Annotated in this window: 19 protein-coding genes and 1 riboswitch; of the genes, 14 read left to right on the top strand and 5 right to left on the bottom strand. The window is 74.5% G+C overall.

Annotated features, from left to right (window positions below):
• Positions 1-159 precede the first annotated feature (159 nt).
• The 6 genes from IW256_RS28915 (at position 160) to IW256_RS28890 (ending at position 7,477) form a co-directional block, all read left to right on the top strand.
• Positions 160-867 carry a DUF1444 domain-containing protein gene (locus IW256_RS28915; protein WP_307829169.1) on the top strand — a complete coding sequence of 236 codons (708 nt, stop codon included), beginning with the start codon at positions 160-162 and terminating at the stop codon, positions 865-867.
• 118 nt (positions 868-985) lie between these two features.
• Entirely contained in the window at positions 986-2,569 is a 1,584-nt protein-coding gene (locus IW256_RS28910) for an ABC transporter substrate-binding protein (RefSeq protein ID WP_197013953.1), read from the top strand.
• Entirely contained in the window at positions 2,554-3,618 is a 1,065-nt protein-coding gene (locus tag IW256_RS28905) for an ABC transporter permease (protein ID WP_307829168.1), read from the top strand. Before IW256_RS28910 ends, IW256_RS28905 begins: the two co-directional genes overlap by 16 nt.
• Entirely contained in the window at positions 3,605-4,513 is a 909-nt protein-coding gene (locus IW256_RS28900; RefSeq protein WP_231403967.1) for an ABC transporter permease, read from the top strand. The genes IW256_RS28905 and IW256_RS28900 overlap by 14 nt, the downstream gene beginning before the upstream one ends.
• Entirely contained in the window at positions 4,507-6,096 is a 1,590-nt protein-coding gene (locus IW256_RS28895; protein ID WP_197013952.1) for an ABC transporter ATP-binding protein, read from the top strand. The genes IW256_RS28900 and IW256_RS28895 overlap by 7 nt, the downstream gene beginning before the upstream one ends.
• 115 nt (positions 6,097-6,211) lie before the next feature.
• Entirely contained in the window at positions 6,212-7,477 is a 1,266-nt protein-coding gene (locus IW256_RS28890; RefSeq protein ID WP_197013951.1) for an amidase, read from the top strand.
• A gap of 24 nt (positions 7,478-7,501) precedes the next feature.
• Here the strand turns inward: IW256_RS28890 and IW256_RS28885 are convergent, their stop codons facing one another.
• On the bottom strand, positions 7,502-7,951 hold the full coding sequence (locus IW256_RS28885; protein WP_197013950.1) for a MarR family winged helix-turn-helix transcriptional regulator: 450 nt from the start codon (positions 7,949-7,951) through the stop codon (positions 7,502-7,504).
• A gap of 137 nt (positions 7,952-8,088) precedes the next feature.
• On the opposite strand from IW256_RS28885, the gene IW256_RS28880 reads away from it, so the two are divergent.
• Positions 8,089-9,279, top strand: a complete 1,191-nt coding sequence (locus IW256_RS28880) for an MFS transporter (protein ID WP_197013949.1) — start codon at positions 8,089-8,091, stop codon at positions 9,277-9,279.
• Here the strand turns inward: IW256_RS28880 and IW256_RS28875 are convergent.
• Positions 9,236-10,204 (bottom strand): helix-turn-helix transcriptional regulator, encoded by a 969-nt coding sequence (locus IW256_RS28875; protein ID WP_197016625.1) that lies wholly within the window; start codon positions 10,202-10,204, stop codon positions 9,236-9,238. The two genes, IW256_RS28880 and IW256_RS28875, sit on opposite strands and share 44 nt — an antisense overlap.
• 89 nt (positions 10,205-10,293) lie before the next feature.
• Here IW256_RS28875 and IW256_RS28870 point away from each other — a divergent pair, with 89 nt between their 5' ends.
• Both IW256_RS28870 and IW256_RS28865 read left to right on the top strand, forming a co-directional pair.
• Entirely contained in the window at positions 10,294-11,673 is a 1,380-nt protein-coding gene (locus tag IW256_RS28870) for an FAD-binding oxidoreductase (protein ID WP_197013948.1), read from the top strand.
• 48 nt (positions 11,674-11,721) lie between these two features.
• Positions 11,722-12,360, top strand: coding sequence for a LysE family translocator (locus IW256_RS28865; protein WP_197013947.1), 639 nt, complete (start codon positions 11,722-11,724; stop codon positions 12,358-12,360).
• Position 12,361: 1 nt separating this feature from the next.
• On the opposite strand, the gene IW256_RS28860 is transcribed toward IW256_RS28865, so the two are convergent.
• The gene (locus IW256_RS28860; protein ID WP_197013946.1) at positions 12,362-13,570 is read right to left on the bottom strand and encodes an MFS transporter; all 1,209 of its coding nucleotides are present in this window, start codon (positions 13,568-13,570) and stop codon (positions 12,362-12,364) included.
• Positions 13,571-13,630: 60 nt separating this feature from the next.
• On the opposite strand from IW256_RS28860, the gene IW256_RS28855 reads away from it, so the two are divergent.
• Positions 13,631-14,005: a MerR family transcriptional regulator gene (locus tag IW256_RS28855; protein ID WP_197013945.1), complete on the top strand. Its 375-nt coding sequence runs from the start codon at positions 13,631-13,633 to the stop codon at positions 14,003-14,005.
• Between the two features lie 71 nt (positions 14,006-14,076).
• Here IW256_RS28855 and IW256_RS28850 read toward each other — a convergent pair whose 3' ends face one another.
• The gene (locus tag IW256_RS28850; protein ID WP_231403966.1) at positions 14,077-15,102 is read right to left on the bottom strand and encodes an alpha/beta fold hydrolase; all 1,026 of its coding nucleotides are present in this window, start codon (positions 15,100-15,102) and stop codon (positions 14,077-14,079) included.
• A gap of 83 nt (positions 15,103-15,185) precedes the next feature.
• Between IW256_RS28850 and IW256_RS28845 the strand changes: the two genes are divergently transcribed.
• The 3 genes from IW256_RS28845 to IW256_RS28835 all read left to right on the top strand — a co-directional run bounded on the left by IW256_RS28845 (position 15,186) and on the right by IW256_RS28835 (position 17,595).
• Positions 15,186-15,785 carry a TetR/AcrR family transcriptional regulator gene (locus IW256_RS28845; RefSeq protein ID WP_197013944.1) on the top strand — a complete coding sequence of 200 codons (600 nt, stop codon included), beginning with the start codon at positions 15,186-15,188 and terminating at the stop codon, positions 15,783-15,785.
• 253 nt (positions 15,786-16,038) lie between these two features.
• Positions 16,039-16,539, top strand: coding sequence for an ATP-binding protein (locus IW256_RS28840; RefSeq protein ID WP_197013943.1), 501 nt, complete (start codon positions 16,039-16,041; stop codon positions 16,537-16,539).
• 126 nt (positions 16,540-16,665) lie between these two features.
• The gene (locus IW256_RS28835) at positions 16,666-17,595 is read left to right on the top strand and encodes a serine/threonine-protein kinase (RefSeq protein ID WP_197013942.1); all 930 of its coding nucleotides are present in this window, start codon (positions 16,666-16,668) and stop codon (positions 17,593-17,595) included.
• 29 nt (positions 17,596-17,624) lie between these two features.
• Here IW256_RS28835 and IW256_RS28830 read toward each other — a convergent pair whose 3' ends face one another.
• Positions 17,625-18,107, bottom strand: coding sequence for a YflT domain-containing protein (locus IW256_RS28830; protein WP_197013941.1), 483 nt, complete (start codon positions 18,105-18,107; stop codon positions 17,625-17,627).
• A 130-nt stretch (positions 18,108-18,237) separates the two neighbouring features.
• Positions 18,238-18,361, top strand: a riboswitch (cobalamin riboswitch).
• Between the two features lie 61 nt (positions 18,362-18,422).
• Here IW256_RS28830 and cobN point away from each other — a divergent pair.
• Positions 18,423-22,088 (top strand): cobaltochelatase subunit CobN, encoded by a 3,666-nt coding sequence (cobN, locus tag IW256_RS28825; RefSeq protein ID WP_197016623.1) that lies wholly within the window; start codon positions 18,423-18,425, stop codon positions 22,086-22,088.
• Positions 22,089-22,173 lie beyond the last annotated feature (85 nt).

Below are 22,173 nucleotides of genomic sequence, written 5' to 3'. Positions count from 1 at the left end.
ATGGCCGGGTCGCGGGACGGTGGGCCCGCCGCGGCGACCGGGCCCCGTCCGGGCGTGAACGATCACATCCGTGCCCGGCGCGGAACGCGGACCGCGAGGGGCCCGTCCCGGTAGGGTGAGCCGCTTCCGGAACCTCACCGGCCCCAGGAGGAACGCCCCGTGACCGACCCGCGGACCAGTCTGATCGTCCCGCTGATGAAGGCCCGGGTACCGGCCGAAGTCCAGCTGGAGTTCCCGCTGCCCGCCGAGGAGGAGCCGATCCGCGACCCGTTCGCGGGCGACCTGTACGTCACCTACGCGCTGGAGCTGGCCGACGAGCCCGGCGCCGGGCCGGCGCTGCGCCCGGAGGCGGCCGGCCGCCGCTACGAGCACGTCGCCCGGCGGCACTGCGCCGAGCTGGGGATCGCCCCCGAGGACCTGCGCCGCCTGGCCACGGCCAACCTGCGCGACCTCCGTCCCGACCTGCGGATGAGCTGGTATCCGGACGCGCGCGCCGTGACGGTGTCGCTCGGCACGGCCGCGCCCGCGGGCGGCAAGGGCGACCCGTCCGCGGTGCCCCCCGCCGGACGCGCCGGCGGCGGGCTGGAGGCGGGGCTGCTGCTGGACGAAGGCTTCCTGGAGAAGCTCGCCCAGGACGTCGAGGGCGATCTGGTGGCGGCGGCCCCGGCCCGTGACGTGTTCGTGGCGTCCGGCACCGGGCACCCCGAGGGCATCGAGAAGCTGCGCTGGGCCGTCGAGAGGGTGTGGTCGGAGGACCAGGGCGAGGGCGAGACCGACCCCGCCTGGGACGTCCCCGCCGGTCACCTGCTGACCCGCGACCTGCTGGTGTGGCGCGGCGGTGCCTGGACGCCCCTGACCACCGCCTGAGCGTGTCCGTCCCCGCCTGGCCGGTGCCCCCGGCCGGGCCTTCGCCGTGCCCGGATCCGGTCCAGGAAGATCACCCGGCTATGCTCCCTCTTGCGAACGACTTGCAACAAGGAGCGATATGCAGAAGTCCGCCCTCGTCATCGGGGCGCTCGCCGCCATGACCTCCCTCCTGGCCACCGCGTGCGGAACGGGCGGTGACGCCGGTGGCCGCGCCGGCGGGACCTTCACCTACGCCCTCGGCGACGAGCCCGAGACCCTCAACCCGGCGCTGCAGGACGAGCACACCGATCCGGTCACCGAGCTGCTCTTCCGCGGCCTGACCCGGCATGACGCCGCGAACCGGGTGGTGCCGGGGCTGGCGGCGTCCTGGCGGGTGTCCGGGGACGCCAGGGAGTACACCTTCACGCTGCGTCCCGGCCTCACCTGGCACGACGGAAAGCCCCTCACCTCCCGGGACGTGCGGTTCACGATCGACACGGTGAAGGCCGCCGCCGCGGACGCGCCGCTGTCGCGCAACCTGGAGGCCGTGACCGAGGTCGAGACGCCGGACGACACCACGGTCAGGCTCCGGCTCTCCCGGCCGTTCGCGCCGCTGCTGGACGCGCTCGCCATGGGCGTGCTGCCCGAGCACGTGCTGCGCGGCAAGAAGATCACCGACGCGGGGTTCGGGCGGAGCCCGGTCGGCAGCGGGCCGTTCCGGCTCGCCACCTACAAGCCCGGTCAGTACGCCGAGCTGGAGGCGTTCGGCGGGTACTACGAAGGCCGTCCCCGGCTGCCCAAGATCATCATCAGGTACGTCCCGGACGACACCGCGCGGCTGATCGCGCTCCGCAACGGCGAGGTCGACGGCGCCCACCTCCAGCCGCAGCAGGTGGCCCAGGTCCGCCGGGACGACCGCGTCCGGGTGGAGACCTACCCGACCGCCGACTACCGCGCCCTGATGTTCAACTTCACGAAGCCCGTCTTCGCCGACAAGCGGATCAGGCGGGCGATGAACTTCGCCGTCGACCGCGACGCGATCGTCGCGAGCGTGCTCCAGGGACAGGGGAGCCCGGCCACCGGCCCGCTGGACCAGAGCCCGTACAAGGCGGACGGGCCGGCGCCGTTCCGGTACGACCCCGCCCAGGTCGCCGAGCTGATGCGGGACGCCGGATACGCCAGGAACGCCCAGGGCCTGTGGGCGCGCGGCGGGAACGGCGCGACGGTGCGGTTCGAGCTGAGCACCTTCGCCGAGGACTCCGCGCGGGTCGCGATCCTGAACGTGGCCGCCACGCAGCTCAAGGCGCAGGGCTTCGACGTGGTGCCCAACCCGAGGCCCAGGGACTGGGTCCGCAAGCACTGGGGCGACCTGGAGGCCTTCGTGGTCGGCTGGGGCACCCCCTACGACCCCGACTCCTCGGTGTACGGGCCGTTCCACTCCTCGCAGGCTCTGGACAAGGGCGGCTCCAACTACGGGACGTACGCCAATCCGGACGTGGACAAGGCCCTGGACCGGGGCCGTGACACCTCCGACCCGTCCCGGCGCGAGGCCGCGTACGCCGACTTCCAGAAGGCGCTGGCCGAGGACCCGCCGTTCGTGTGGATCTCCTACCTCCAGACGAGCAACGCCGTGCCGGCGGCCCTGAAGGGTCCGGCGCGGCGCACGCTCGGCCACCACGGCTACGGCTTCTTCTGGAACGCCGAGAAGTGGGCCCTCTCCTGAGCGGGGCGCATCCGGGGCGGTTCCCGTTCCGTTTCCTGGTACGGCGGGCGGCGGCGGCGCTGGCGGTCGCCGCCGCCCTCTCGGCGCTGTGCTTCGCGCTGCTCGACCTGGCGCCGGGCAGCCCGGCCGCGTCGGTGCTGGAGGCGCGTTCGGGCGGGCGCCCGCCCGCTCCGGCGGCGGTGGAACGGCTGGAGCGCGAGATGGGCCTGCACGACCCGCTGCCCGTCCGGTACGGGCGGTGGGCGGCGGGCGCGGTCCGCGGCGACTTCGGCGTCTCCTACGGCACCGGCCGCCCGGTCGCCGAGACCCTCGCCGAGACCGTGCCGTGGACGGCGCTGCTGACCGCCGTCGCGGTGGTGCTGAGCGTGGCCGGGGCGGTCGCCGTCGGGCTGGCCGCCGCCCTCACCCGGCGGGCCTGGCTGCGGCGGGGGATCGAGACCGGGCTGTTCGCGCTCGGCGGCATGCCCGGGTTCGTCACCGCGCTGCTGCTGCTCTGGGTGTTCGCGGCCTGGCTGCGGGTGCTGCCGTCGGGCGGCCCGGTCCGGCCCGGCGAGCCGGTCACCCCGGCCGCGGTGATCCCCCACCTGGTGCTGCCCGCCGTGGCGCTGGCGTTCGGGCACCACTTCGGCACGTACGCGCGGCTGGTGCAGACCGGGGTGGAGCGGCTGCGCGCCGCCCCGCACGTGGAGAACGCGCGGGCGCGGGGCCTGCCGCGCCGGACGGTCGTCGCCCGCCACCTGCTGCGGCCGGGCATGGTGCCGTTCACCGCGCGGCTGGGCGTGGGCGTCGGCGGGCTGATCGCGGGCGCCTACGCCACCGAGATGATCTTTTCGTGGCCGGGGGTGGGGCGGCAGGCCGTCCTCGCGGCGCGGGAGCAGGACTACCCGGTGCTCACCGCCGTCGTCCTGGTCACCGGGGCCATCGTGATCCTGGCCAACCTGCTGGCCGACCTGGCCGTGGCCTGGCTCGATCCCCGCGTCCGGCTGGCGGGCCGGGGGAGCGGGGACCGGTCCTCCCCGGGAGGTGGAGCCGCGCATGCCGGCCCTTGACCCGATCACCGTCCCGGTCGCCGAGGGCGGGACGCCGCCGCCGGGCCGTCCCCGTGCACCGCGCGGCCTGATGGCCTTCCGGGCGCCCGTACGGCGCCCCGGCCTGTGGGCCGCCGCGCTGGTGCTGGGGGCGATGGCGCTGCTCGCGGCCCTGGCGCCGTGGCTCACGCCGTACGACCCGATCGCGACCGACACCGCCGCGACCGGCCTGCCGCCCGGGTCGCCCGGCCATCCGCTGGGCACCGACCTGCTCGGACGGGACCTGCTGTCCCGGCTGCTGCACGGCGCGCGGACCTCGCTGCTGGTCGGCCTCGCCGCCGCCGCGATCACCGTGGGCGCCGGGCTGCTGCTGGGCGGGGCGGCGGCGGCCGGGCCGCGCCGGCTGGACGAGCTGATCGCGCGCTCGGCCGACGTCCTGCTCTCGCTGCCGATGCTGGTGGTGGTGCTGGCGCTGGCGGCCGTCCTCGGCCCGTCGCTCGGCACCGTGATCGTGGCCGTGGCGGTGACCGGCTGGATGCCGGTGGCGCTGGTGACGCGCGCGGAGCTGATCAGCCGCCGGGAGCGGCTCTACGTGCGCGCCGCGTACGGGCTCGGGCTGTCCCGCGGCCAGGTGCTGCGCCGCCACCTGCTCCCCGGGGCGCTGCCGCCGATCGCCTCGATCGCCGCGTTCGAGGTGGGGCACGCGATCCTCACCGAGTCCACGCTCAGCTTCCTCGGGCTGGGCGTGCCGCCGAACCGGCCGAGCTGGGGCAACCTGCTCACCGAGGCGCAGGCCCACCTGCTCACCGGCGAGTGGTACACGGTGGCCTTCCCGGCGGCGTGCGTCGTCGTCACGATCCTGGCGGTGAACGTCCTGGCCTCCGCGGTCCCCGCGGACGAGGGGAGCGCATGGTGAACGTGCTGGAGATCCGCGGTCTCACGGTGACGGTGCCGGGCGGGCGCCGGGTCGTGGACGGACTGTCGCTGCGGGTGCCGGCGGGCGCGATCGTCGCGCTGGCCGGCCGCAGCGGGAGCGGCAAGAGCCTCACCGCGCGGTCGGTCGTCCGGCTGCACGGCCCGTCGGTGCGGGTCACGGGATCGGTGCTGCTCGGCGACGGAGGGCGCGCGGTCGACGTGATGCGGCTGGGCGCCCGGGAACTGCGGCGGATCCGGGGGCGCCGGGTGGGCTACGCCTTCCAGGACGCCGCCGCCGCGCTCAACCCCGTCATCACGATCGGGCGGCACCTCACCGAGACCGTCCGGGCGCACGGCGGGACGGGCGCGCGCGGGACGGACGCGCGCGGGCCGGGCGCCGCCGCGCTGGAACGCTGCGGGCTGGACCCCGCGCGGGTGTGGGACGCCCGCCCGTACGAGCTGTCGGGCGGCCAGGTCCAGCGGGCCGCCCTCGCCCTGGCCACCGTGCTGGACCCGGACCTGCTGGTCGCCGACGAGGTGACCACCGCGCTCGACCCGGTCACGCAGGCCGCGGTGCTCGACACGCTCCGCGCCGAGGCGGCCGCGAACGGCCGGGCGGTGCTGCTGATCACGCACGATCTGGCCGTCGCGGGCCGGTGGGCGGACGAGATCGCGGTGCTGGCGGAGGGCCGGGTGGTGGAGCAGGGGCCGAGCGGGGAGGTCCTGGCCGCCCCGCGGCATCCGTTCACCCGGGAGCTGGTGGAGGCCGCCCGCAGGGACGCCCCGTTCGCCGCCGGTACCCCCGGGCCGGGCCGGGAGGTGGTGCGGGCGGCGCGCGGGACGCGGCGGGTCCTGCGCGGGCGCGGCCGTACGACGGTCGCGCTGGACGGGGCCGGCCTCGACGTCCGCGCGGGGGAGTCGGTCGCGGTGGTGGGCCGCAGCGGATCGGGGAAGTCCACGCTGGCCGGCGTGCTGGCGGGCCTGGACCGTCCCGACGCCGGGACGGTCCTGGCCGGTGGCCGGGACGTGTGGACGATGAGCGAACGGGACCGCAGGGCCGTGCGGCGCGCGGCCGGGCTGGTGTTCCAGGACGCGCTCGCCTCGTTCGATCCCCGCTACACCGTGGAACGCGTGGTCGCGGAGGCGCTGGAGGGACCAGCGGGCGCGGCGGGCGCGGCGGGCCGGGCCGCGCGGGTGGCCGCCCTGCTGGACCGCGTCGGGCTCGACCCGTCGCTGGCCGCGCGCCGCCCGGCGACGCTGTCGGGCGGGGAACGGCAGCGGGTGGCGCTGGCGCGTGCGCTGGCCGCGGGCCCGGAGCTGCTGCTGGCCGACGAGCCCACGACCGGCCTGGACGTCCTCGCCCGGGAGAGGATCCTGGGGTTGCTGGCGGAGCTGCGCCGCGACGAGGGGCTCGCGGTCGTCTTCGTCACCCATGACCTGCGGGCCGCGCGGCGCGTCGCCGACCGGGTGGTCGTCCTGGCGGGCGGCAGGGTCGCCGAAGAGCTGCCCGCGTCCGCCCTCGGTTCGGCCGGCCACCCCGAGACGCGGACGCTGTGGGCCGCCACGCCCGCCGTGGGCGGCTGACGGTACCGTGCATGGTCGGCAGGCGGTCACCGGGCAGGGGTCACCGGGGCGGCGGCCAGCGGTCACCGCGCAGCGGTCACCGGGCAGCGGGAATGGAACGGGCAGGGAGGCGGTCATGGGGGCGGTCATGGGCGGGGCCGGCGGCGGAAAGGTCCCGGCGGAGGCGTCCGCGGTGCCCGGCCCGGTCTGGCGGGTGACCGGCGAGCCGCTGGCGCGCGGCGCCGCGGACGGGCCGCTCGCGGGCGTCGGCGTCGCGGTCAAGGACCTGTACGCGATCGCCGGGCAGCGGATCGGCGCCGGGAATCCCGACTGGCTCGCCGGGGCGCCCGTCGAGGAACGCACCGCCCGGGCCGTCCAGGCCCTGCTCGACGCCGGGGCGCACGTCACCGGGATCGCGCAGACCGACGAGCTGGCCTTCAGCCTGAACGGCACCAACAAGCACTACGGGACCCCGCCCAACCCGGCCGCGCCGGGGCGCGTCACCGGCGGGTCGAGCAACGGCCCGGCCGCGGCGGTGGCGCTCGGCCTGGCCGACCTCGGGCTGGGGACCGACACCGCCGGGTCGGTCCGCGTCCCGGCCTCGCACTGCGGCCTGTACGGGCTGCGGACCACCCACGACGCCGTCTCCCGGGAGGGCCTGCTCGGGCTGGCCGACTCGTTCGACACGGTCGGGTGGTTCGCGCGGGACGCCGGGCTGCTGGAACGCGCCGGCGACGTGCTGCTGCCCCAAGACGAGGAAGGGCACGGCGAGGACGTGGACGGGGACGGCGGCGGCCCCGTCCACGAGTTCCTGGTCGCCGGGGACGTCCTGGACCTCGCCGAGCCGGAGACGCGCGCGGCGTTCGAGGCGGCCTGCGGGTCCCTGCGCGAACGGTTCGGGACGCCGCCCTGGCGGCGCGTGGAGTCGCTGATGGGCGGGCGCCTGGAGGAGTGGTTCACCGCCTTCCGCGCCGTCCAGGCCGCCGAGGCGTGGGAGCGGCACGGCGCGTGGATCGAGGCCCACCCGGGCTCGCTCGGCCCCGGCGTGACGAAGCGGTTCGACCTGGCGCGCGGCCTGGCCCCGGGCGAGCGGGAGGCGGGCGAGGCCGTGCTGGACGAGGCGCGGGAGGTGCTCCGGGCGGCGATCGAGCCGGGAACGGTCCTGCTGCTGCCCGCCGCGGCGGCGCCGCCCCCGCCGGTGGACCTCGACTCCGCCGCGATGGACGCCTACCGCTTCACGACGCTGCGGATGACCTCCCTGTCGTCGATCGCGGGCCTGCCCGCGCTGGTGATGCCGCTCTTGCGGGTCGGCGGGCTGCCGGTCGGGCTGTGCGCGGTCGGGGCGCGCGGCACCGACCGTTCGCTGCTGCGCTTCGCCTCCGAGGTGGCCCTGGCCCGGTGACCTCCGGGTCCGATGGCCCGCGGCTCAGACCCGCGGGCTGAGCTTCTCCAGGGCCTCCACCAGCGGGGTCAGTTCGGGCAGGTCGGCGGCCTCGGCGAGGGCGGCGTCCAGCGCCTCGTTGTGGGTCGGGGCCGCCTCGGCCAGCAGCGCCCGGCCCTCCTCGGTGGCCTCGGCGTAGATGCCGCGCCGGTCCTCCTCCGACAGCACGCGGGTGAGCAGCCCGCGCCTCTCCAGCCGGGTGACCAGCCGCGTGGTGGCGCTCTGGCTGAGGACGAGCAGCGTGGCGAGCTGCTGCATGCGCGTGTGGCGCCCGGCGGGTCCCGCCAGGTGGTGCAGGACGCAGAACTCGTTCACGCTCAGGCCGTGCCGCTCCTGGAGGGCCCGCTCGATCCTCTCCTCGATGCGCGCCTGTAGCGCGGCGAGCGTACGCCAGCCCTGGGCCCGCGCCTCGACGTCCGTGCCCGGACGTGGCATGGCTCACCCCTCTCACCGTTTGCGCCGCCGGTCGATGCGTGCTGAGATAGCAGGCGTCTGCAAATAACCAGCGCATGCAACTAATGCATGCGCGCTCTATGGTCGCTCGCCGCCTACTTTACCCGGGGAGGAACGTCTTGCCTCTCGCGCTCCTGGCACTGGCCGCCGGCGCCTTCGGCATCGGCACCACCGAGTTCGTCATCGCCGGGCTGCTGCCCGAGCTGGCCGCCGACTTCGGCACCTCGATCCCGGTCGCCGGCCTGCTGGTCTCCGGCTACGCGTTCGGCGTGGTGGTCGGCGCCCCGCTGGTCACCGCCGCCGGGGCCCGGCTGCCGCGCAAGACCATGCTGGTCGGGTTGATGGCCCTGTTCGTCGCCGCGCACCTGCTGTCGGCGCTCGCCCCCTCCTACGGGGCGCTGATGACCGGCCGGATCGTGGCCTCGTTCGCGCACGGCGCCTACATCGGCCTGGGCGCCGTCGTCGCGGCCGACCTGGTGCGCCCCGAGAAGCGGGCGGGCGCGATCGCGCTCATGTTCATGGGGCTCAGCCTGGCCAACGTGCTGGGCGTCCCCCTCGGGACGTTCATCGGCCAGGAGTTCGGCTGGCGCGCGACGTTCTGGGTGGTCACCGTGGTCGGCGTGGTCGCGCTGACCGGGATCGCCGCCCTGGTGCCCGGCGGCGCCCGCCCGTCCACCGGCCTGCGGCACGAGCTGGCCGCGTTCCGCAGCCGCCAGGTGTGGCTCGCGCTCGCCATGACCGCCCTCGGCTGGGCCCCGGTGCTCGCCGTGATCACCTATGTGGCGCCCCTGCTGACGGAGGTCACCGGCTACTCCGGCGGCGCCGTGCCGTTCGTCATGGCGCTGCTCGGCGCCGGCATGCTGGCCGGCGGCCCGATCGGCGGCCGGTACGCCGACCGCGCCCTGATGCCCAGCGTGTACGCGCTGCTCGGCGCCATCATCGTGGTCGCCGCCGTGCTGCCGGCCGCCGCGCACCACAAGGTCGCCGTCGTGGTCGCGCTGACCGTCTTCGGCGTCCTGGCCTCCGCCGTCATCCCGGCGCTGCAGACCCGCGTCCTGGACAAGGCCCCCGGCGCCCAGGCCCTCGCCTCCGCGGCGAACGTGGCCGCGTTCAACCTGGGGAACGCGGTGGGGCCGTTCCTCGGCGGCCTGGCGATCAGCGCGGGCCTCGGCTTCACCTCGCCCCTGTGGGTGGCCGCCCTCCTCGGGATCTCCGGGCTGGCCGTGGCGCTGCTGTCCGGAGCCCTGGACCGCTCCGGGCCCGCCGCTACCCGGGAAGCCGGGACCGAAGCTCCCGCAACCGTGCGGTGATCTCCTCGGGGGCGTCCAGGGTGAACTCCGCGCCGAGCGCCGCGATCGCGACGACGTACTGCGTCACCAGCTCCGCCGAGTCCGCGCTGATCCGGACGGCGCACGCGTCCGGCCCGCGCGGCACGATCTCGCCGGGGACGTGCGCGAACAGCCCGTCCCGTACGGCCTCGGCGCTCAGCTCCACCCGGAGCCGGGCCGTGAGGCGGTACGAGGCGCCCGCCAGCGACCGGACGAGGTAGCCGGCCGCGTCGGCGGAGCCCCCGGGGCCGGGGTCGGGCAGGTCGCGCGGGGCGAAACGGCCGTGCGCGGGGACGGGCCGCCGGATCCGGTCGACCCGGAAGGTGCGCCAGTCCGCGCGGCCCGGATCGAAGGCCAGCAGGTACCACCGCCCCTGGAGGGTGATCAGGTGGTGCGGTTCGACCCGGCGGTCACTGGTTTCCCCGGACCGGTCCAGGTAGTCGAAGGTGAGGGGCCGCCGGTCGCCGCAGCACGAGGCGAGCACGGCCAGGGTCGCGGGATCGGCGCGCGGCGCGCCGCGGTAGGGGACGGCCGCGGTGGCGGCGCCGAGGGCCGCCAGCCTGGGCCGCAGGCGGGCGGGCAGGACCCGCTCCAGCTTCGCCAGCGCCCGCATGGAGCTGTCCTCGATCCCCGCCACGCTGCCGCCCGCCGCCGTGACCAGGCCCAGCGCGACCGCGACCGCCTCCTCGTCGTCCAGCAGCAGCGGCGGCAGGTTCCGCCCGGACACCAGGCGGTAGCCGCCCGCGACGCCGGTGGTGCTCTCCACCGGATAGTCGAGCGCGCGCAGCCGGTCGATGTCGCGGCGCACGGTACGGCCGGTGACGCCGAGCCGTTCGGCGAGCTCGCGGCCGGACCACTCGCGGCGGCTCTGCAGCAGCGACAGCAGGCGCAGCAGCCGCCGCGGCATGTCTTTGCGGGCCGATTCCCCACTCACGTTCCCAGAGTGCCGCACCTTGAGGACAAGATGTGTCCTCAAGGGCTCCTAGCGTGAGCCGCATGGTCGAAACGACGAAGGAACCGGCCGGGACCCACGGCCGCCCGGCCGGGATCCACGGCCCGATGTACACGCCCGGCGCGGATGGGTACGACGGCGAACGCATCGGCTTCCAGCTGCTGGACCCGCACCGCCCGGCGTTGATCGTGGGCGCCGCCTCCGCGGACGACGTGCGGGCCGCCGTCGAGTACGCCGCCGCGCGCCGCGCGCCGGTCGCGGTGCAGGCGAGCGGGCACGGGCTGGCCGCCCCCACGGACGGCCTGCTGATCAGCACCCGGCGCATGAACGGCGTACGGGTGGACCCGCGGGCCCGTACCGCCTGGATCGAGGCCGGCGCCACCTGGGCCCGGGTGATCGAGGAGGCCGCCCCGCACGGGCTGGCGCCGCTGTCGGGCAGCTTCCCCGGGGTCGGGGCGATCTCCTACACCCTCGGCGGCGGCGTGGGCCTGCTGGCCCGGCGGCACGGCTTCGCCGCCGACCACGTACGCCGGTTCGAGCTGGTCACCATGGACGGACGGCCGCGCCAGGTCACGGCCGACCGCGACCCGGACCTGTTCTGGGCCCTGCGTGGCGGGGGCGGCGGCTTCGGCGTGGTCACCGGCATGGAGATCGGCCTGGTGCCGGTCGCCCGGATCTACGGCGGCGCGCTGTCGTTCGACGCCGGGAGGGTGCCGGACGTGCTGGACGCCTGGCGGCGCTGGACGGCGACCGTACCCGAGGAGATGACCTCGGCGGTGTCGATGCTCCCGTACCCGGACCTGCCGGTGCTGCCGGAACCGCTGCGCGGCCGGCACGTCGCCCAGATCCAGATCTCCTACGCCGGCCCCGCCGAGGAGGGACGGTCGCTGGTGGAGCCCCTGCGCGCCCTCGGCCCGTGCCTCCGCGACACCCTGCGCGAACTTCCGTACACCGAGTCGGGAACGGTCTTCGACGAACCCGACCAGCCACACGGCTACCGCTCCGACAACCGGCTCCTGCGCGACCTGGACCCCGCGGCCCTGGCCGGGCTGACCAAGGCGGCGGGACCGGCCGCCCCGGTGATGTGCGTGGTCGGCCTGCGCCACCTCGGCGGGGCCCTGGCACGCCCGCCGCGTACCCCCGGCGCCGTCGGCCACCGGGACGCCGCGTACTCGCTGACCGTCCTCTCCCCGGCCGAGCCAGGCGAGGAGGAGACCGTCCGCGCCGTGCACCGCGACGCCCTCGCGCCGTTCGCCGGCCAGGCCCTCGGACGCTCCCTGAACTTCAGCTACGGACCGCTCGACCCCGACCAGGTGCGGTCCGCGTTCGAGCCCGGGGACTTCCGGAGGCTGACCGAGCTCAGGGCGCGGTACGACCCGTACGGCCTTCTCCGGGCGAATCACACCATTCCGTTGGCGACATAAGGCATAAAACGGATGCGGTGTAGATCGCCGCGGCCATACGGTTCGGTCATGATTGCGACCGAACGGCTGATGGCCTTCTCCCTGATGGCGACGGCCATCATCCTGGTTCCGGGCCCGTCCGTCCTCTTCGTGGTCGGCCGGGCCCTGGCCCACGGCCGCCGCACGGCGCTGACGAGCGTCATGGGCAACGAGCTGGGCGCGTTGCTCCTCGCCACGACGGTGGCGCTCGGCGTGGGCGCGATCGTCGAACGCTCGGTGCTCGTCTTCACCGCGCTGAAGCTGATCGGTGCGGCCTACATCATCTACCTGGGCGTCCAGGCGTTCCGCCACCGCCGTTCCCTCGCGGGGGCCGTCGGTGACCCGGAGGCCCCCCGCAACAGCGCCCGGGAACTGTGGCAGGGCTTCGTGGTCGGCGTGACCAACCCGAAGACCGCGGTGTTCTTCGCCGCCGTCCTCCCGCAGTTCGTGGACCGCGGCCTGGGCCACGTCACGCTGCAGATGGTGATCTTCGGCGTGATCTTCTGCCTGCTCGCCCTGCTGTTCGACAGCGCGTGGGGGCTGGCCGCGGCCACGGCCCGTACCTGGTTCGCCCGTTCCCCGCGCCGGCTGTCGGCGGTCGGGGGCACCGGCGGCCTGTTGATGATCGGGATGGGCTTCACCGTGGCCACCACGGGGCGCACGGACTGAGTCATCGGGCGCGTGCCGCCGGGAATCCGTGCGCACGCGCGCCGATGACGACCCCGAGCACCGGTACCAGCAGCACCAGCACGCTCCAGGGGAACGCTGCCGGGCCCAGCAGGCCCAGCAGCGTCCCGCCGACGATGCCGCCACCGGCCATCGCCGCGTTCCACAGGGTGACGAGCATGGCCTGGGCGGCGTCGGCCGCTTCACCGCCCGCGTCGCCGACCGCGGTCTGCAGCAGCGTGGGAGCACCTCCCCAGCCGAGCCCCCACAACGTCACCGCGACGTGGACCAGGACGGGGTTCTCGGACAGGAGGGCCAGCGCGGCGGCCGCCACCGCGACCAGCAGCACGCCTGCGATCATGAGTACGCGCAGCCGCCGGTGGATCAGCGCGCCCACGATCCAGATGCTCAGCAGCGACGCGATGCCGAAGACCAGCAGCACCAGGCCGGCCGAGCCGCCCATCCCGACCCGTTCGAGGAACGTCGCGATGTAGGTGTAGAGGATGGTGTGGGCCAGGACGAAGACCAGGGTGACGAAGAGGACCGGGGCCACGCCGGGGACGGTGAGCGCCCCGAGCGTCCGTGCCCGGCCCTCCGCCCGCCGGCCGGGGAAGTCGGGGACCGCCGCCACGATCCATCCGATCAGGACGGTGGTGAGCACGGTGATGACCGCGAACGTCGTCCGCCAGCCGAGCGCCTCGCCGAGGAACGTGCCCGCGGGCACTCCCAGGGACAGGGCGATCGGGATGCCGGTCATCACGATCGCGATCGCCTTTCCCTGGAGGGGGACGGGCGCCATCCGGCGGGCGTACCCGGCCAGCAGCGCCCAGGCGACGCCCGCCGCCACCCCGGCGACGAAACGGGCCACCATGGTGAGGGGGTAGTTGGCCGAGAACGCCGTGACCGTGTTGGCCACGGCGAACCCCGCCATCGACGCCAGGAGCAGCCGCTTGCGCCGCCATCCCGCCGTCGCGGCGGACAGTGGGATCGCCGTCAGCGCGGTGCCTGCCGCGTAGACCGTCACCGACTGGCCCATGGCCGGTTCGCCCACGCCGAGGTCGGCGCTCATCGCGGGCAGCACGCCCGCCGGCAGCGTCTCGGTCAGGCTGGTGATGAAGGCGGCAGTGGCCAGGGCCCACAGCCCCGCCAGAGGAAGCTTGCCGTCCCCGGATCCCGTACGGGGACCGGGGACTCCCGTGATGTCGGTTCGCATGTCGCGTATGCTCGAACCTTCACATCGATGTGAGGGTCAAGTCGCGGTGAGGACGGTCACATGCGCATCGGAGAGCTGTCCGAACGTACCGGCACGCCCCGGCGGCTGCTGCGCTACTACGAGGAGCAGGGGCTCATCCTCCCCGGACGCTCCCCGAACGGCTACCGCGAGTACGACGACGCCACCGTGGACCGGGTCCTGCAGATCAGAGGGCTGCTCGACGCGGGCCTGCCGACCCGGATCATCAAGCAGATCCTCCCGTGCCTCGACAAGCCCCGCGCCATCCACTTCCCGGACGCCACACCCGACATGATCGCCACGCTCGAGCGCGAACGCGACCGGATGACCGGGCGCATCGACTGCCTGACCCGCAACAGGGACGCCATCGCCGAGTACCTGGACGAGGTCCTGCGGCAGCCGCCCTCGCGACGCTGAGCTGAGGAGACCGGGGGAGACCGGAGGTCATCGAGGGCGGGCCGGCCGGCGCGCGGCAGTGCGCGTGGAGGTCAGCGGGCGTCGAGGAAGGCGGCGATGTCGGCGGCGACCTTGTCGGGGTACTCGCCGTTGATCGCGTGCGAGGCGTCCGGGTAGACCTTCACCGCCCCGTTCCGGAACGCGCGCCCGGCGACCGCGCGGGAGGCGCCGACGTCGTGCATCACCGACTTCCCGGCCAGGATCGCCAGGACCGGCATCGCGAGGCGGCGCAGCGGTTTCTCGCCGAGGAGCGCGGGCTGCGGCAGGTGCAGCGCGTAGTTCTTCATCCCGGACTCGATCATGTTCGCCACCGGAACGTCCTCCACGGGGGCGCCGCCGGCGGTGTAGGAGTTGAACGAGTCGCGCCAGGACTTCGGCAGCCAGGGCACGGAGGCCGGGATGGCGCGGACCGCCGTGCCCAGCGGGATGCCCGAGAACGTGTAGACCGGGTCGATCAGCGTCAGCGTCGCGACATGCCCCGGCCGGTGGACGGCGAGGTTGGCGGCCGTCCATCCCCCGATCGACAGGCCGACCACGTGGAAGGACTTCTCGGGCAGGCGCGCGAGCACCTGGTCCAGCCATTCCGCCTGGTCGGCGTCCGAGGTGATCGGCACCTCCTGCACGCTCTTGCCCGGCTCGCCGAGCAGATCGATCGTGTAGACGTCACCGATCCTGAGCAGGGCCGGCATGTTGTCCGCCCACACCGGCGTCGCCGACGCCCTGCCGGGCAGCAGAACCAGAGGCTCGGCCCGGCCCGCCGCGCCCTCGAACCGGTAGACCCGCACGAACCCGAAGTCGGTGCGCACGTCGATCGTCGCGGCGGGTTGCGGCATGTCCCTCATCGCCTCCGTATAGGCGGCCATGAAGTGCGCCTGGCCCCCGGCGCTTCGCCAGTGCCCCACCGGTGACGGCGTACGCAGGGCGAAGGCCAGGGCGACGGCCGCCGCGACGACGATGCCCGCCGTGATCATCAGTCTCCTCCTGCGGCGGCCCTTCTTCCCGGACGGCGCCGGCCGTGCCGCTTCGACGGCCTGCTCGTCCCGCTCGCCGTCACCCATCGGAACCCCCCGTTCTGAACATCGGTCAGTTTTTTGACCTCTCGGTCAGAGCATACCCGGATGGATGGCGGTACCGTCATGCCATGTCAGTAAGGCGCACGTCGCCGGGCGGCGAGGACCGGCCGCTCAGCCTCATCGAGCGGACGCGGCGCGATCAGCTCGTCCAGGTCACCATCGACCTGGTGGCCGAGCACGGGTACGCCGCCACGTCGCTGGCGCGGATCGCGCAGGCCGCAGGGATCACCAAGGGCGCGGTGCTGTACCACTTCGCCTCGAAGGACGCGGTCGTGGCGGCGGCCCAGGCGCACGTGCTGGACGCCCTCGTGACCGATGTCGGGGCGGCGGTCGACGCGGCGCCGGCCGACCGGGCCCCGGCCGCCTACGTCCGGCGGATGATCGGGCACCTGGCCGAGCACCCCGACCACGCCCGCATGATCATCGAAGCGATGATCAATGACGACCGGCCCGAGCCGGAGGCCCGCTGGCGGCCGCTCGCCGCCCTCCTGTGGAACGCCCGCGAGGCCCGCGGCCTCGGCCCGGGGCCGGACACCCGCACGCTGGCGATCATCGCCGGCGGAGCGATCGACGGGATCGTCGGCGAGCGGCTGCAGGACGCCGGCTACGACACCGAGGCCGCGGCCGAATCGCTCATCGCCATGCTGGAATCCGCCACCTTCGCCTGAGAACTCGCCGCGGCGCCTTCCAACCGAGCACGGCGCCGCCGACCGAGCACAACGACTCCGGCCTGAGCGCGGTGTCGCCGGCCCGGGGCCGGGCCGGTCTCCGTTCACGTCGTGAAATCTCCTGCGGCGCCAACGCCGATCTGAGACTTTTGAGTGACGAAAGCGCTACTCCAAGTCATCAATCGGGATATCGGGCGGACACCCCGGACCTCTCGTCCGGCGACGCGCCGCCCTCGACAGCGAGGTGATCTCTATGCCGGCATCCATCGCCGCCCGGCGGCCGGGCGCGGCGGCCTGCCCCTGGACCGTGCGGATCTGGCGCCTTCCCGGCGACCGGGCGGAACACCGGGCACGCGACATCGTCCGGCGCCTGCTCACCAGGGCGGGGATCTCGGCGGAGGGCATCGCCGACACCGAGCTCGTCGTCGCGGAACTGGCGACCAACGGCCTCCGGCACGCCGCACCGCCGTACGAACTGCGCGTCCTCTTCGCGGGCTCCCGGCTCCGGCCGATCTGGTGCGAGCTCGCCGACGCGGACCCGTTCCTTGGAAGGGTTCCCGAAATGCTGAGAGAACCGGCGGGGAACGGGGACCCCGACGATCTCGACACCCTGATCGCCGGTCTCTCGCCGGGAGGCCGCGGCCTGTCGCTGGTGCACGCCCTCACCGCCGGAAGGTGCCTGGCCTATCCGACGAGCACCTGTGCCGGGCCGGGCGTGGGCAAGGCCATCGGCTTCGCCTTCCCCGAAGCCTGACCGGACCCGGCCAGGCCCTGCCTCCCGATCCCGGACGTGGGGACCGTTCCCTACCGGGCCGGATGGACTGCTGAGATGATCTCAACGGTTCGGACACGGGTGTTCTTTTGCGGGAGGTGACTCCGTATGGAGCCGCTGCGGCCGGAGGATCCGCGCCAGGTGGGGCCCTACCGGCTGGAACGGCGCCTGGGCGGGGGCGGGATGGGGCAGGTGTTCGTGGGCCGTTCCCGCGGCGGGCGGCCGGTCGCGGTCAAGCTCGTACGCCCGGAACTGGCCGGGGACGCGGGGTTCCGGCGCCGGTTCGCGCTGGAGGTGGAGGCGGCCCGCCGGGTCGGCGGGTTCTCCACCGCGCAGGTCGTCGACGCCGACGCGGTCGCCGATCCGCCGTGGCTGGCCACCGCCTACATTCCCGGCCCGTCGCTGCACGAGGCGGTGGAGGCGTACGGGCCGCTCCCGCCCGCGGCGACCGCGTCGCTGGGCGCCGGCCTGGCCGAGGGGCTGGCCGCGATCCACGCCTGCGACCTGGTGCATCGCGACCTCAAGCCCGGCAACGTGATCCTTGCCGACGACGGGCCCCGGGTCATCGACTTCGGCATCGCCCGCGCGCTGGACGCCACCTCCCACTCCCTCACACAGGGGGTGATCGGGACTCCGTCGTTCATGTCCCCCGAGCAGGTGCGAGGCCGGCCGGTCGGCCCGCCCAGCGACGTGTTCGCCCTGGGAGCGGTCCTGACGTTCGCGGCCACGGGCCGGGGCCCGTTCGGGGTCGGCCCGGCCCAGGCGGTCCTCTACCGCGTCGTCCACGACGAGCCCGACCTGTCGGAGGTCCCCGGCGGGCTCGCCGGCCTGGTGGCCGCCTGCCTGGCCAAGGACCCGGCCGCCCGGCCGCAGGTGGGGCACGTCCTGGACCGGCTGGCCGTGCCCGCGGGGGAGGGGACGCGGTGGCTGCCGCCCGGCGTCACCGCCATGGTCGCGGAGCGGCGGACGATGGTCTCCAGCGGCGCCCATGCCTTAGAGAGCGAGCAGTCCCTCCGGTTAGGACGGCGGCGCCCCTGATCCAAGCACGGCCGGGGCGTCGCGGAGCGTCAGTCCTCGCGCCAGGCGAGTTTGATCAGGTGGTTCTTGGCGTCATCGGCGACCTCGGGGTCGGCGACGACGTCGTAGCGGGCGGCGACGATCTGGCTGCGGGAGGCGAAGTCGCGGCGGCCCCCGGTCATGGCCTGGGCGATGAAGCCCAGGACGGCGCCGAAGACCGCGCCGAAGATGATCGCGCCCACCAGGAGCGGGAACGTCGCGCGCTGGCCGGTGGCGAAGAGGGCGAGGATCAGGCCCACCAGCAGGCCGAACCAGGCGCCGCTGCCGGCGCCGGCGAGGGCGGCCCGGCCGCGGGTGAGGCGGCCCAGGACGGTCTCGACCATCTTCAGGTCGGACCCGATGATGGCGGTCCGCTCGACGGGGAACTTCTCGTCCGACAGGAAGTCGACCGCCCGCTGGGCGCCCGCGTAGGTGGTGTAGGAGCCCACGACCGGACGGTCGAGCCGGGGTGTCGGCACCGCTTGCATGGACATGAACGCATCCTCCCGTCGAGCTGCCTTAACGGTGGAGTTACCCAAGGTGAGGCGGCTTGCACATGTTGGGGGCGGATCGTGGCCGATCATCCGGAGGGGGCGGGGCTACGATGGCCGGGCGACGGCGGGCGAGGAATCCGGTGCGAATCCGGAGCTGTCCCGCAACTGTGACCGGGGAGTTCCCCCTCGTGCGAGGCCACGGCGGTGACGCTGGAAGGCCGGGGGTGGAACGCCGATCCGGGAGCCAGGAACTCCGCGCCGTCGCCGACCTCTTCACCGAGCCGGGGCGCGGAGACCCCGGGGGAGGCTATGCCGATGCGTGCCCTGCTGCTGTCCACCGCCGACACCGAGCTGCTCGCCGCCCGCGCGTCCGGCGCGGGCTATGTGACCGCCAATCCCGTCCGGATCGGGCTCGACGAGCTCGACGGCCTGACCGAGGGCGTGGACGCCGTCGTCGTCCGGCTGCTGGGCGGCCGCAAGACCTGGCCCGAAGGCGTCGAACGGCTGCGGGGGACGGGCCTGCCCCTGGTCCTGCTGGGCGGCGAGGCCGACCCGGACGCCGAGCTGATGGCGCTGTCGACCGTCCCCGGGGGCGTGGCCGCCGAGGCGCTGGACTACCTGCGCGAGGGCGGCGTCGCCAACCTGCGGGAGCTGGCCCGGTTCCTGTCCGACACGGTGCTGCTGACGGGCGAGGGGTTCGCGCCGCCGGTGCCCATGCCGTCGTACGGGGTGCACGGCGACCACCCGGCCGACCCGGACCTGCCCACCGTCGGCATCGTCTTCTACCGGGCCCACGAGCTGTCGGGCAACACCGCGTTCGTCGACACGCTGTGCGAACGCGTCCGGGCGCGGGGCGCCAACGCCCTCCCGGTCTTCTGCGGCTCCCTCCGCGGAGCCGAGGAAGGTCTCCTGGAGATCCTGGGACGGGCGGACGCGCTGATCGCCACGGTCCTCGCCGCGGGCGGGGCCGTGGCCGCCGACGCCGCGGCGGGCGGGGACGAGGACGCCTGGGACGCGGGCGCGCTGGCCGACCTGGACGTCCCCGTGATCCAGGGCCTGTGCCTGACGTCGAGCCGGGCGGCATGGGAGGAGTCGGACGGGGCGCTGACGCCCATGGACGCCGCCATGCAGGTCGCGATCCCCGAGTTCGACGGGCGGCTGATCTCGGTCCCGTTCTCGTTCAAGGAGGAGGGACCCGGCGGCGTCCCCGTCTACGCCGCCGACCCCGGGCGGGCCGACCGGGTCGCGGGCATCGCCGTACGGCACGCCCGGCTCCGCCACGTCCCGAACGCGGACAAGCGGGTCGCCCTCGTCCTCTCGTCGTACCCGACCAAGCACTCCCGCGTGGGCAACGCCGTCGGCCTGGACACCCCCGTCTCGGCCGTGCGGCTCCTGCGGCGGATGGCGGAGGCCGGGTACGCGCTCGGCGGCGACGACGAGCTGTGGCGCGACCCCGACGACGGCGACCCCCTCATCCACCGGCTGATCGCCGCCGGCGGGCACGACGTGGAGTGGCTGACCGAGGAGCAGCTGCGGGCCGCCCCGGCGCGGGTGCCGCTGGAGTCCTACCGCTCCTGGTTCGACGGCCTGCCCGAACCGCTGCGCGAGGGCGTCCGCGAGCACTGGGGCGAGCCGCCCGGCGAGCTGTACGTGGACGGCGACGACATCGTCCTCGCCTCGCTGCGGTTCGGCAACGTGATCCTGATGATCCAGCCGCCCCGGGGCTTCGGCGAGAACCCGATCGCGATCTACCACGACCCCGACCTGCCCCCCTCCCATCACTACCTGGCCGCCTACCGGTGGCTGGACCGGGAGTTCGGCGCCGACGCGATCGTCCACCTCGGCAAGCACGGCACCCTGGAATGGCTGCCCGGCAAGGGCCTCGGCCTCTCCGAAGAGTGCGCGCCGGACGCCGTGCTCGGCGACCTCCCGCTGATCTACCCGTTCATCGTCAACGACCCGGGGGAGGGCACGCAGGCCAAACGGCGCGGCCACGCCACCGTCGTCGACCACCTGGTGCCGCCGATGGCCCGCGCCGAGACGTACGGCGACCTGGCCAAGCTGGAACAGCTCCTGGACGAGTACGCCACCGTCGCCGACCTCGACCCGGGCAAGCTCCCGGCCGTCCGGGCCCAGATCTGGACGCTGGTGCAGGCCGCCCAGCTCCACCACGACCTGCACCAGGACGAGATGCCCGGCGAGGCCGAGTTCGACGACTTCATCCTGCACATCGACGGGTACCTGTGCGAGATCAAGGACGTGCAGATCCGCGACGGCCTGCACATCCTCGGCGCGCGGCCCGAGGACGAGGCGCGCGTCAACCTCGTCCTGGCCGTCCTCCGCGCCGCCCAGGTGTGGGGCGGGGTCGCCGGGGCCATGCCCGGACTCCGGTCCGCGCTGGCCACCGAATACGGCCTGGACGAGAAGAGCCTTCTCGCCGACCCCGGGCAGCCGGTGAAGGACGCCGGCGGGCTGGCCGAACTCGCCGACGGCCCCTCCCGTACCGCCTCCGACGTGATCGACCTCCTGGAGAAGGTCGCCCGCGCCCTGGCCGAGGGCATGGAACGCCACGGCTGGGACGTCACCCGGGCCGCCGCCGTCTGCGCCGAGGTCCTGGGCCGCGAGGTCCCCGGCGTGATCCGCCTGCTGGAGTTCGGCGCGTCGGAGGTCGTGCCGCGGCTGGACGCCACCTCCGAGGAGATCACCGCGGTCCTGCACGCGCTCGACGGCGGCCACGTCCCCGCGGGCCCGTCCGGGTCGCCCACCCGCGGCCTCGTCAACGTCCTGCCGACCGGACGCAACTTCTACTCGGTCGACCCCAAGGCCATCCCGTCCCGCAACTCCTGGGACGTGGGCGTCGCGCTGGCCGACTCCCTGATCGCCCGGCACCTGGAGGACACCGGCACCTACCCGTCCAGCGTGGGCCTCACCGTCTGGGGGACGTCCGCCATGCGCACGCAGGGCGACGACATCGCCGAGATCCTCGCGCTCATCGGCTGCCGCCCGGTCTGGGACGACGCCTCCCGCCGGGTCACCGGATTCGAGATCGTCCCCCCGGAGGAACTGGGCCGCCCCCGCATCGACGTCACCGTACGGATCTCCGGTTTCTTCCGCGACGCCTTCCCGCACGTCATCGCCCTCATCGACGACGCGATCTCCGCGGTCGCCGCCCTCGACGAACCCGCCGAGATCAACCACCTGCGCCGCCACGCGTCCGAAGACCACGCCCGGCACGGCGACTGGCGCCGCGCCACGTCCCGGATCTTCGGCTCCAAGCCCGGAGCCTACGGGGCCGGACTGCTCCCCCTGATCGACGCCCGCAACTGGCGCGACGACTCCGACCTGGCCGAGGTGTACGCCGTCTGGGGCGGCTACGCCTACGGGCGCGGCCTGGACGGACGGGAGGCCCGCGCCGACATGGAGGCGTCGTTCCGGCGGATCGCGGTCGCCGCCAAGAACACCGACACCCGCGAGCACGACATCGTCGACTCCGACGACTACTTCCAGTACCACGGCGGCATGGTCGCCATGGTCCGCTCACTGACCGGCAGCAGCCCCGCCGCCTACGTCGGCGACTCCGCCCTGACCGACCAGGTGAAGACCAGGACCCTGGCCGAGGAGACGCACCGCGTCTTCCGCGCCCGCGTCGTCAACCCCCGCTGGATCGCCGCGATGCGGCGGCACGGCTACAAGGGCGCGTTCGAGCTGGCCGCCACCGTCGACTACCTGTTCGGCTACGACGCGACCGCCGGAGTGGTGGACGACTGGATGTACCAGACCCTCGCCGAGGAGTACGTCTTCGACGACGAGACGCGCGCCTTCATGGAGAGGTCCAACCCGTGGGCCCTCCGCGGCATCACCGAACGCCTCCTGGAGGCCGCCGAACGCCGCCTATGGGCCGAACCCGACCCCGCCGTCCTCGACCGGCTCCGCGCCACCTACCTGGAAATGGAAGGAGACCTAGAAGCCGGGAGTGAGTAAGCAGTGTTTACCTGGGGGGCGACCCCCCAGACCCCCACGCAAGGGTCGTGCGGTCCTGCGCTCGCCTGGGGGCTCGCTCCAGACC

The sequence above is a fragment of the Actinomadura viridis genome (genome assembly GCF_015751755.1).
GTDB classification, from domain to species: domain Bacteria; phylum Actinomycetota; class Actinomycetes; order Streptosporangiales; family Streptosporangiaceae; genus Spirillospora; species Spirillospora viridis.
The sequence above is the reverse complement of the archived record's forward strand: the minus strand, read 5'-3'. Positions and strand labels throughout refer to the sequence as shown.

What these genes read in the sequence shown, in the direction of transcription:
- IW256_RS28835 (WP_197013942.1), top strand. Translation starts at nt 16,666, where the DNA reads ATGGAGCCGCTGCGGCCGGAGGATCCGCGCCAGGTGGGGCCCTACCGG.
- IW256_RS28865 (WP_197013947.1), top strand. Translation starts at nt 11,722, where the DNA reads ATGATTGCGACCGAACGGCTGATGGCCTTCTCCCTGATGGCGACGGCC.
- cobN (WP_197016623.1), top strand. Translation starts at nt 18,423, where the DNA reads ATGCGTGCCCTGCTGCTGTCCACCGCCGACACCGAGCTGCTCGCCGCC.
- IW256_RS28870 (WP_197013948.1), top strand. Translation starts at nt 10,294, where the DNA reads ATGGTCGAAACGACGAAGGAACCGGCCGGGACCCACGGCCGCCCGGCC.
- IW256_RS28850 (WP_231403966.1), bottom strand. Translation starts at nt 15,102, where the DNA reads ATGGGTGACGGCGAGCGGGACGAGCAGGCCGTCGAAGCGGCACGGCCG.
- IW256_RS28840 (WP_197013943.1), top strand. Translation starts at nt 16,039, where the DNA reads ATGCCGGCATCCATCGCCGCCCGGCGGCCGGGCGCGGCGGCCTGCCCC.
- IW256_RS28900 (WP_231403967.1), top strand. Translation starts at nt 3,605, where the DNA reads ATGCCGGCCCTTGACCCGATCACCGTCCCGGTCGCCGAGGGCGGGACG.
- IW256_RS28830 (WP_197013941.1), bottom strand. Translation starts at nt 18,107, where the DNA reads ATGTCCATGCAAGCGGTGCCGACACCCCGGCTCGACCGTCCGGTCGTG.
- IW256_RS28875 (WP_197016625.1), bottom strand. Translation starts at nt 10,204, where the DNA reads ATGCCGCGGCGGCTGCTGCGCCTGCTGTCGCTGCTGCAGAGCCGCCGC.
- IW256_RS28860 (WP_197013946.1), bottom strand. Translation starts at nt 13,570, where the DNA reads ATGCGAACCGACATCACGGGAGTCCCCGGTCCCCGTACGGGATCCGGG.
- IW256_RS28885 (WP_197013950.1), bottom strand. Translation starts at nt 7,951, where the DNA reads ATGCCACGTCCGGGCACGGACGTCGAGGCGCGGGCCCAGGGCTGGCGT.
- IW256_RS28910 (WP_197013953.1), top strand. Translation starts at nt 986, where the DNA reads ATGCAGAAGTCCGCCCTCGTCATCGGGGCGCTCGCCGCCATGACCTCC.
- IW256_RS28845 (WP_197013944.1), top strand. Translation starts at nt 15,186, where the DNA reads ATGTCAGTAAGGCGCACGTCGCCGGGCGGCGAGGACCGGCCGCTCAGC.
- IW256_RS28855 (WP_197013945.1), top strand. Translation starts at nt 13,631, where the DNA reads ATGCGCATCGGAGAGCTGTCCGAACGTACCGGCACGCCCCGGCGGCTG.
- IW256_RS28895 (WP_197013952.1), top strand. Translation starts at nt 4,507, where the DNA reads ATGGTGAACGTGCTGGAGATCCGCGGTCTCACGGTGACGGTGCCGGGC.
- IW256_RS28890 (WP_197013951.1), top strand. Translation starts at nt 6,212, where the DNA reads ATGGGGGCGGTCATGGGCGGGGCCGGCGGCGGAAAGGTCCCGGCGGAG.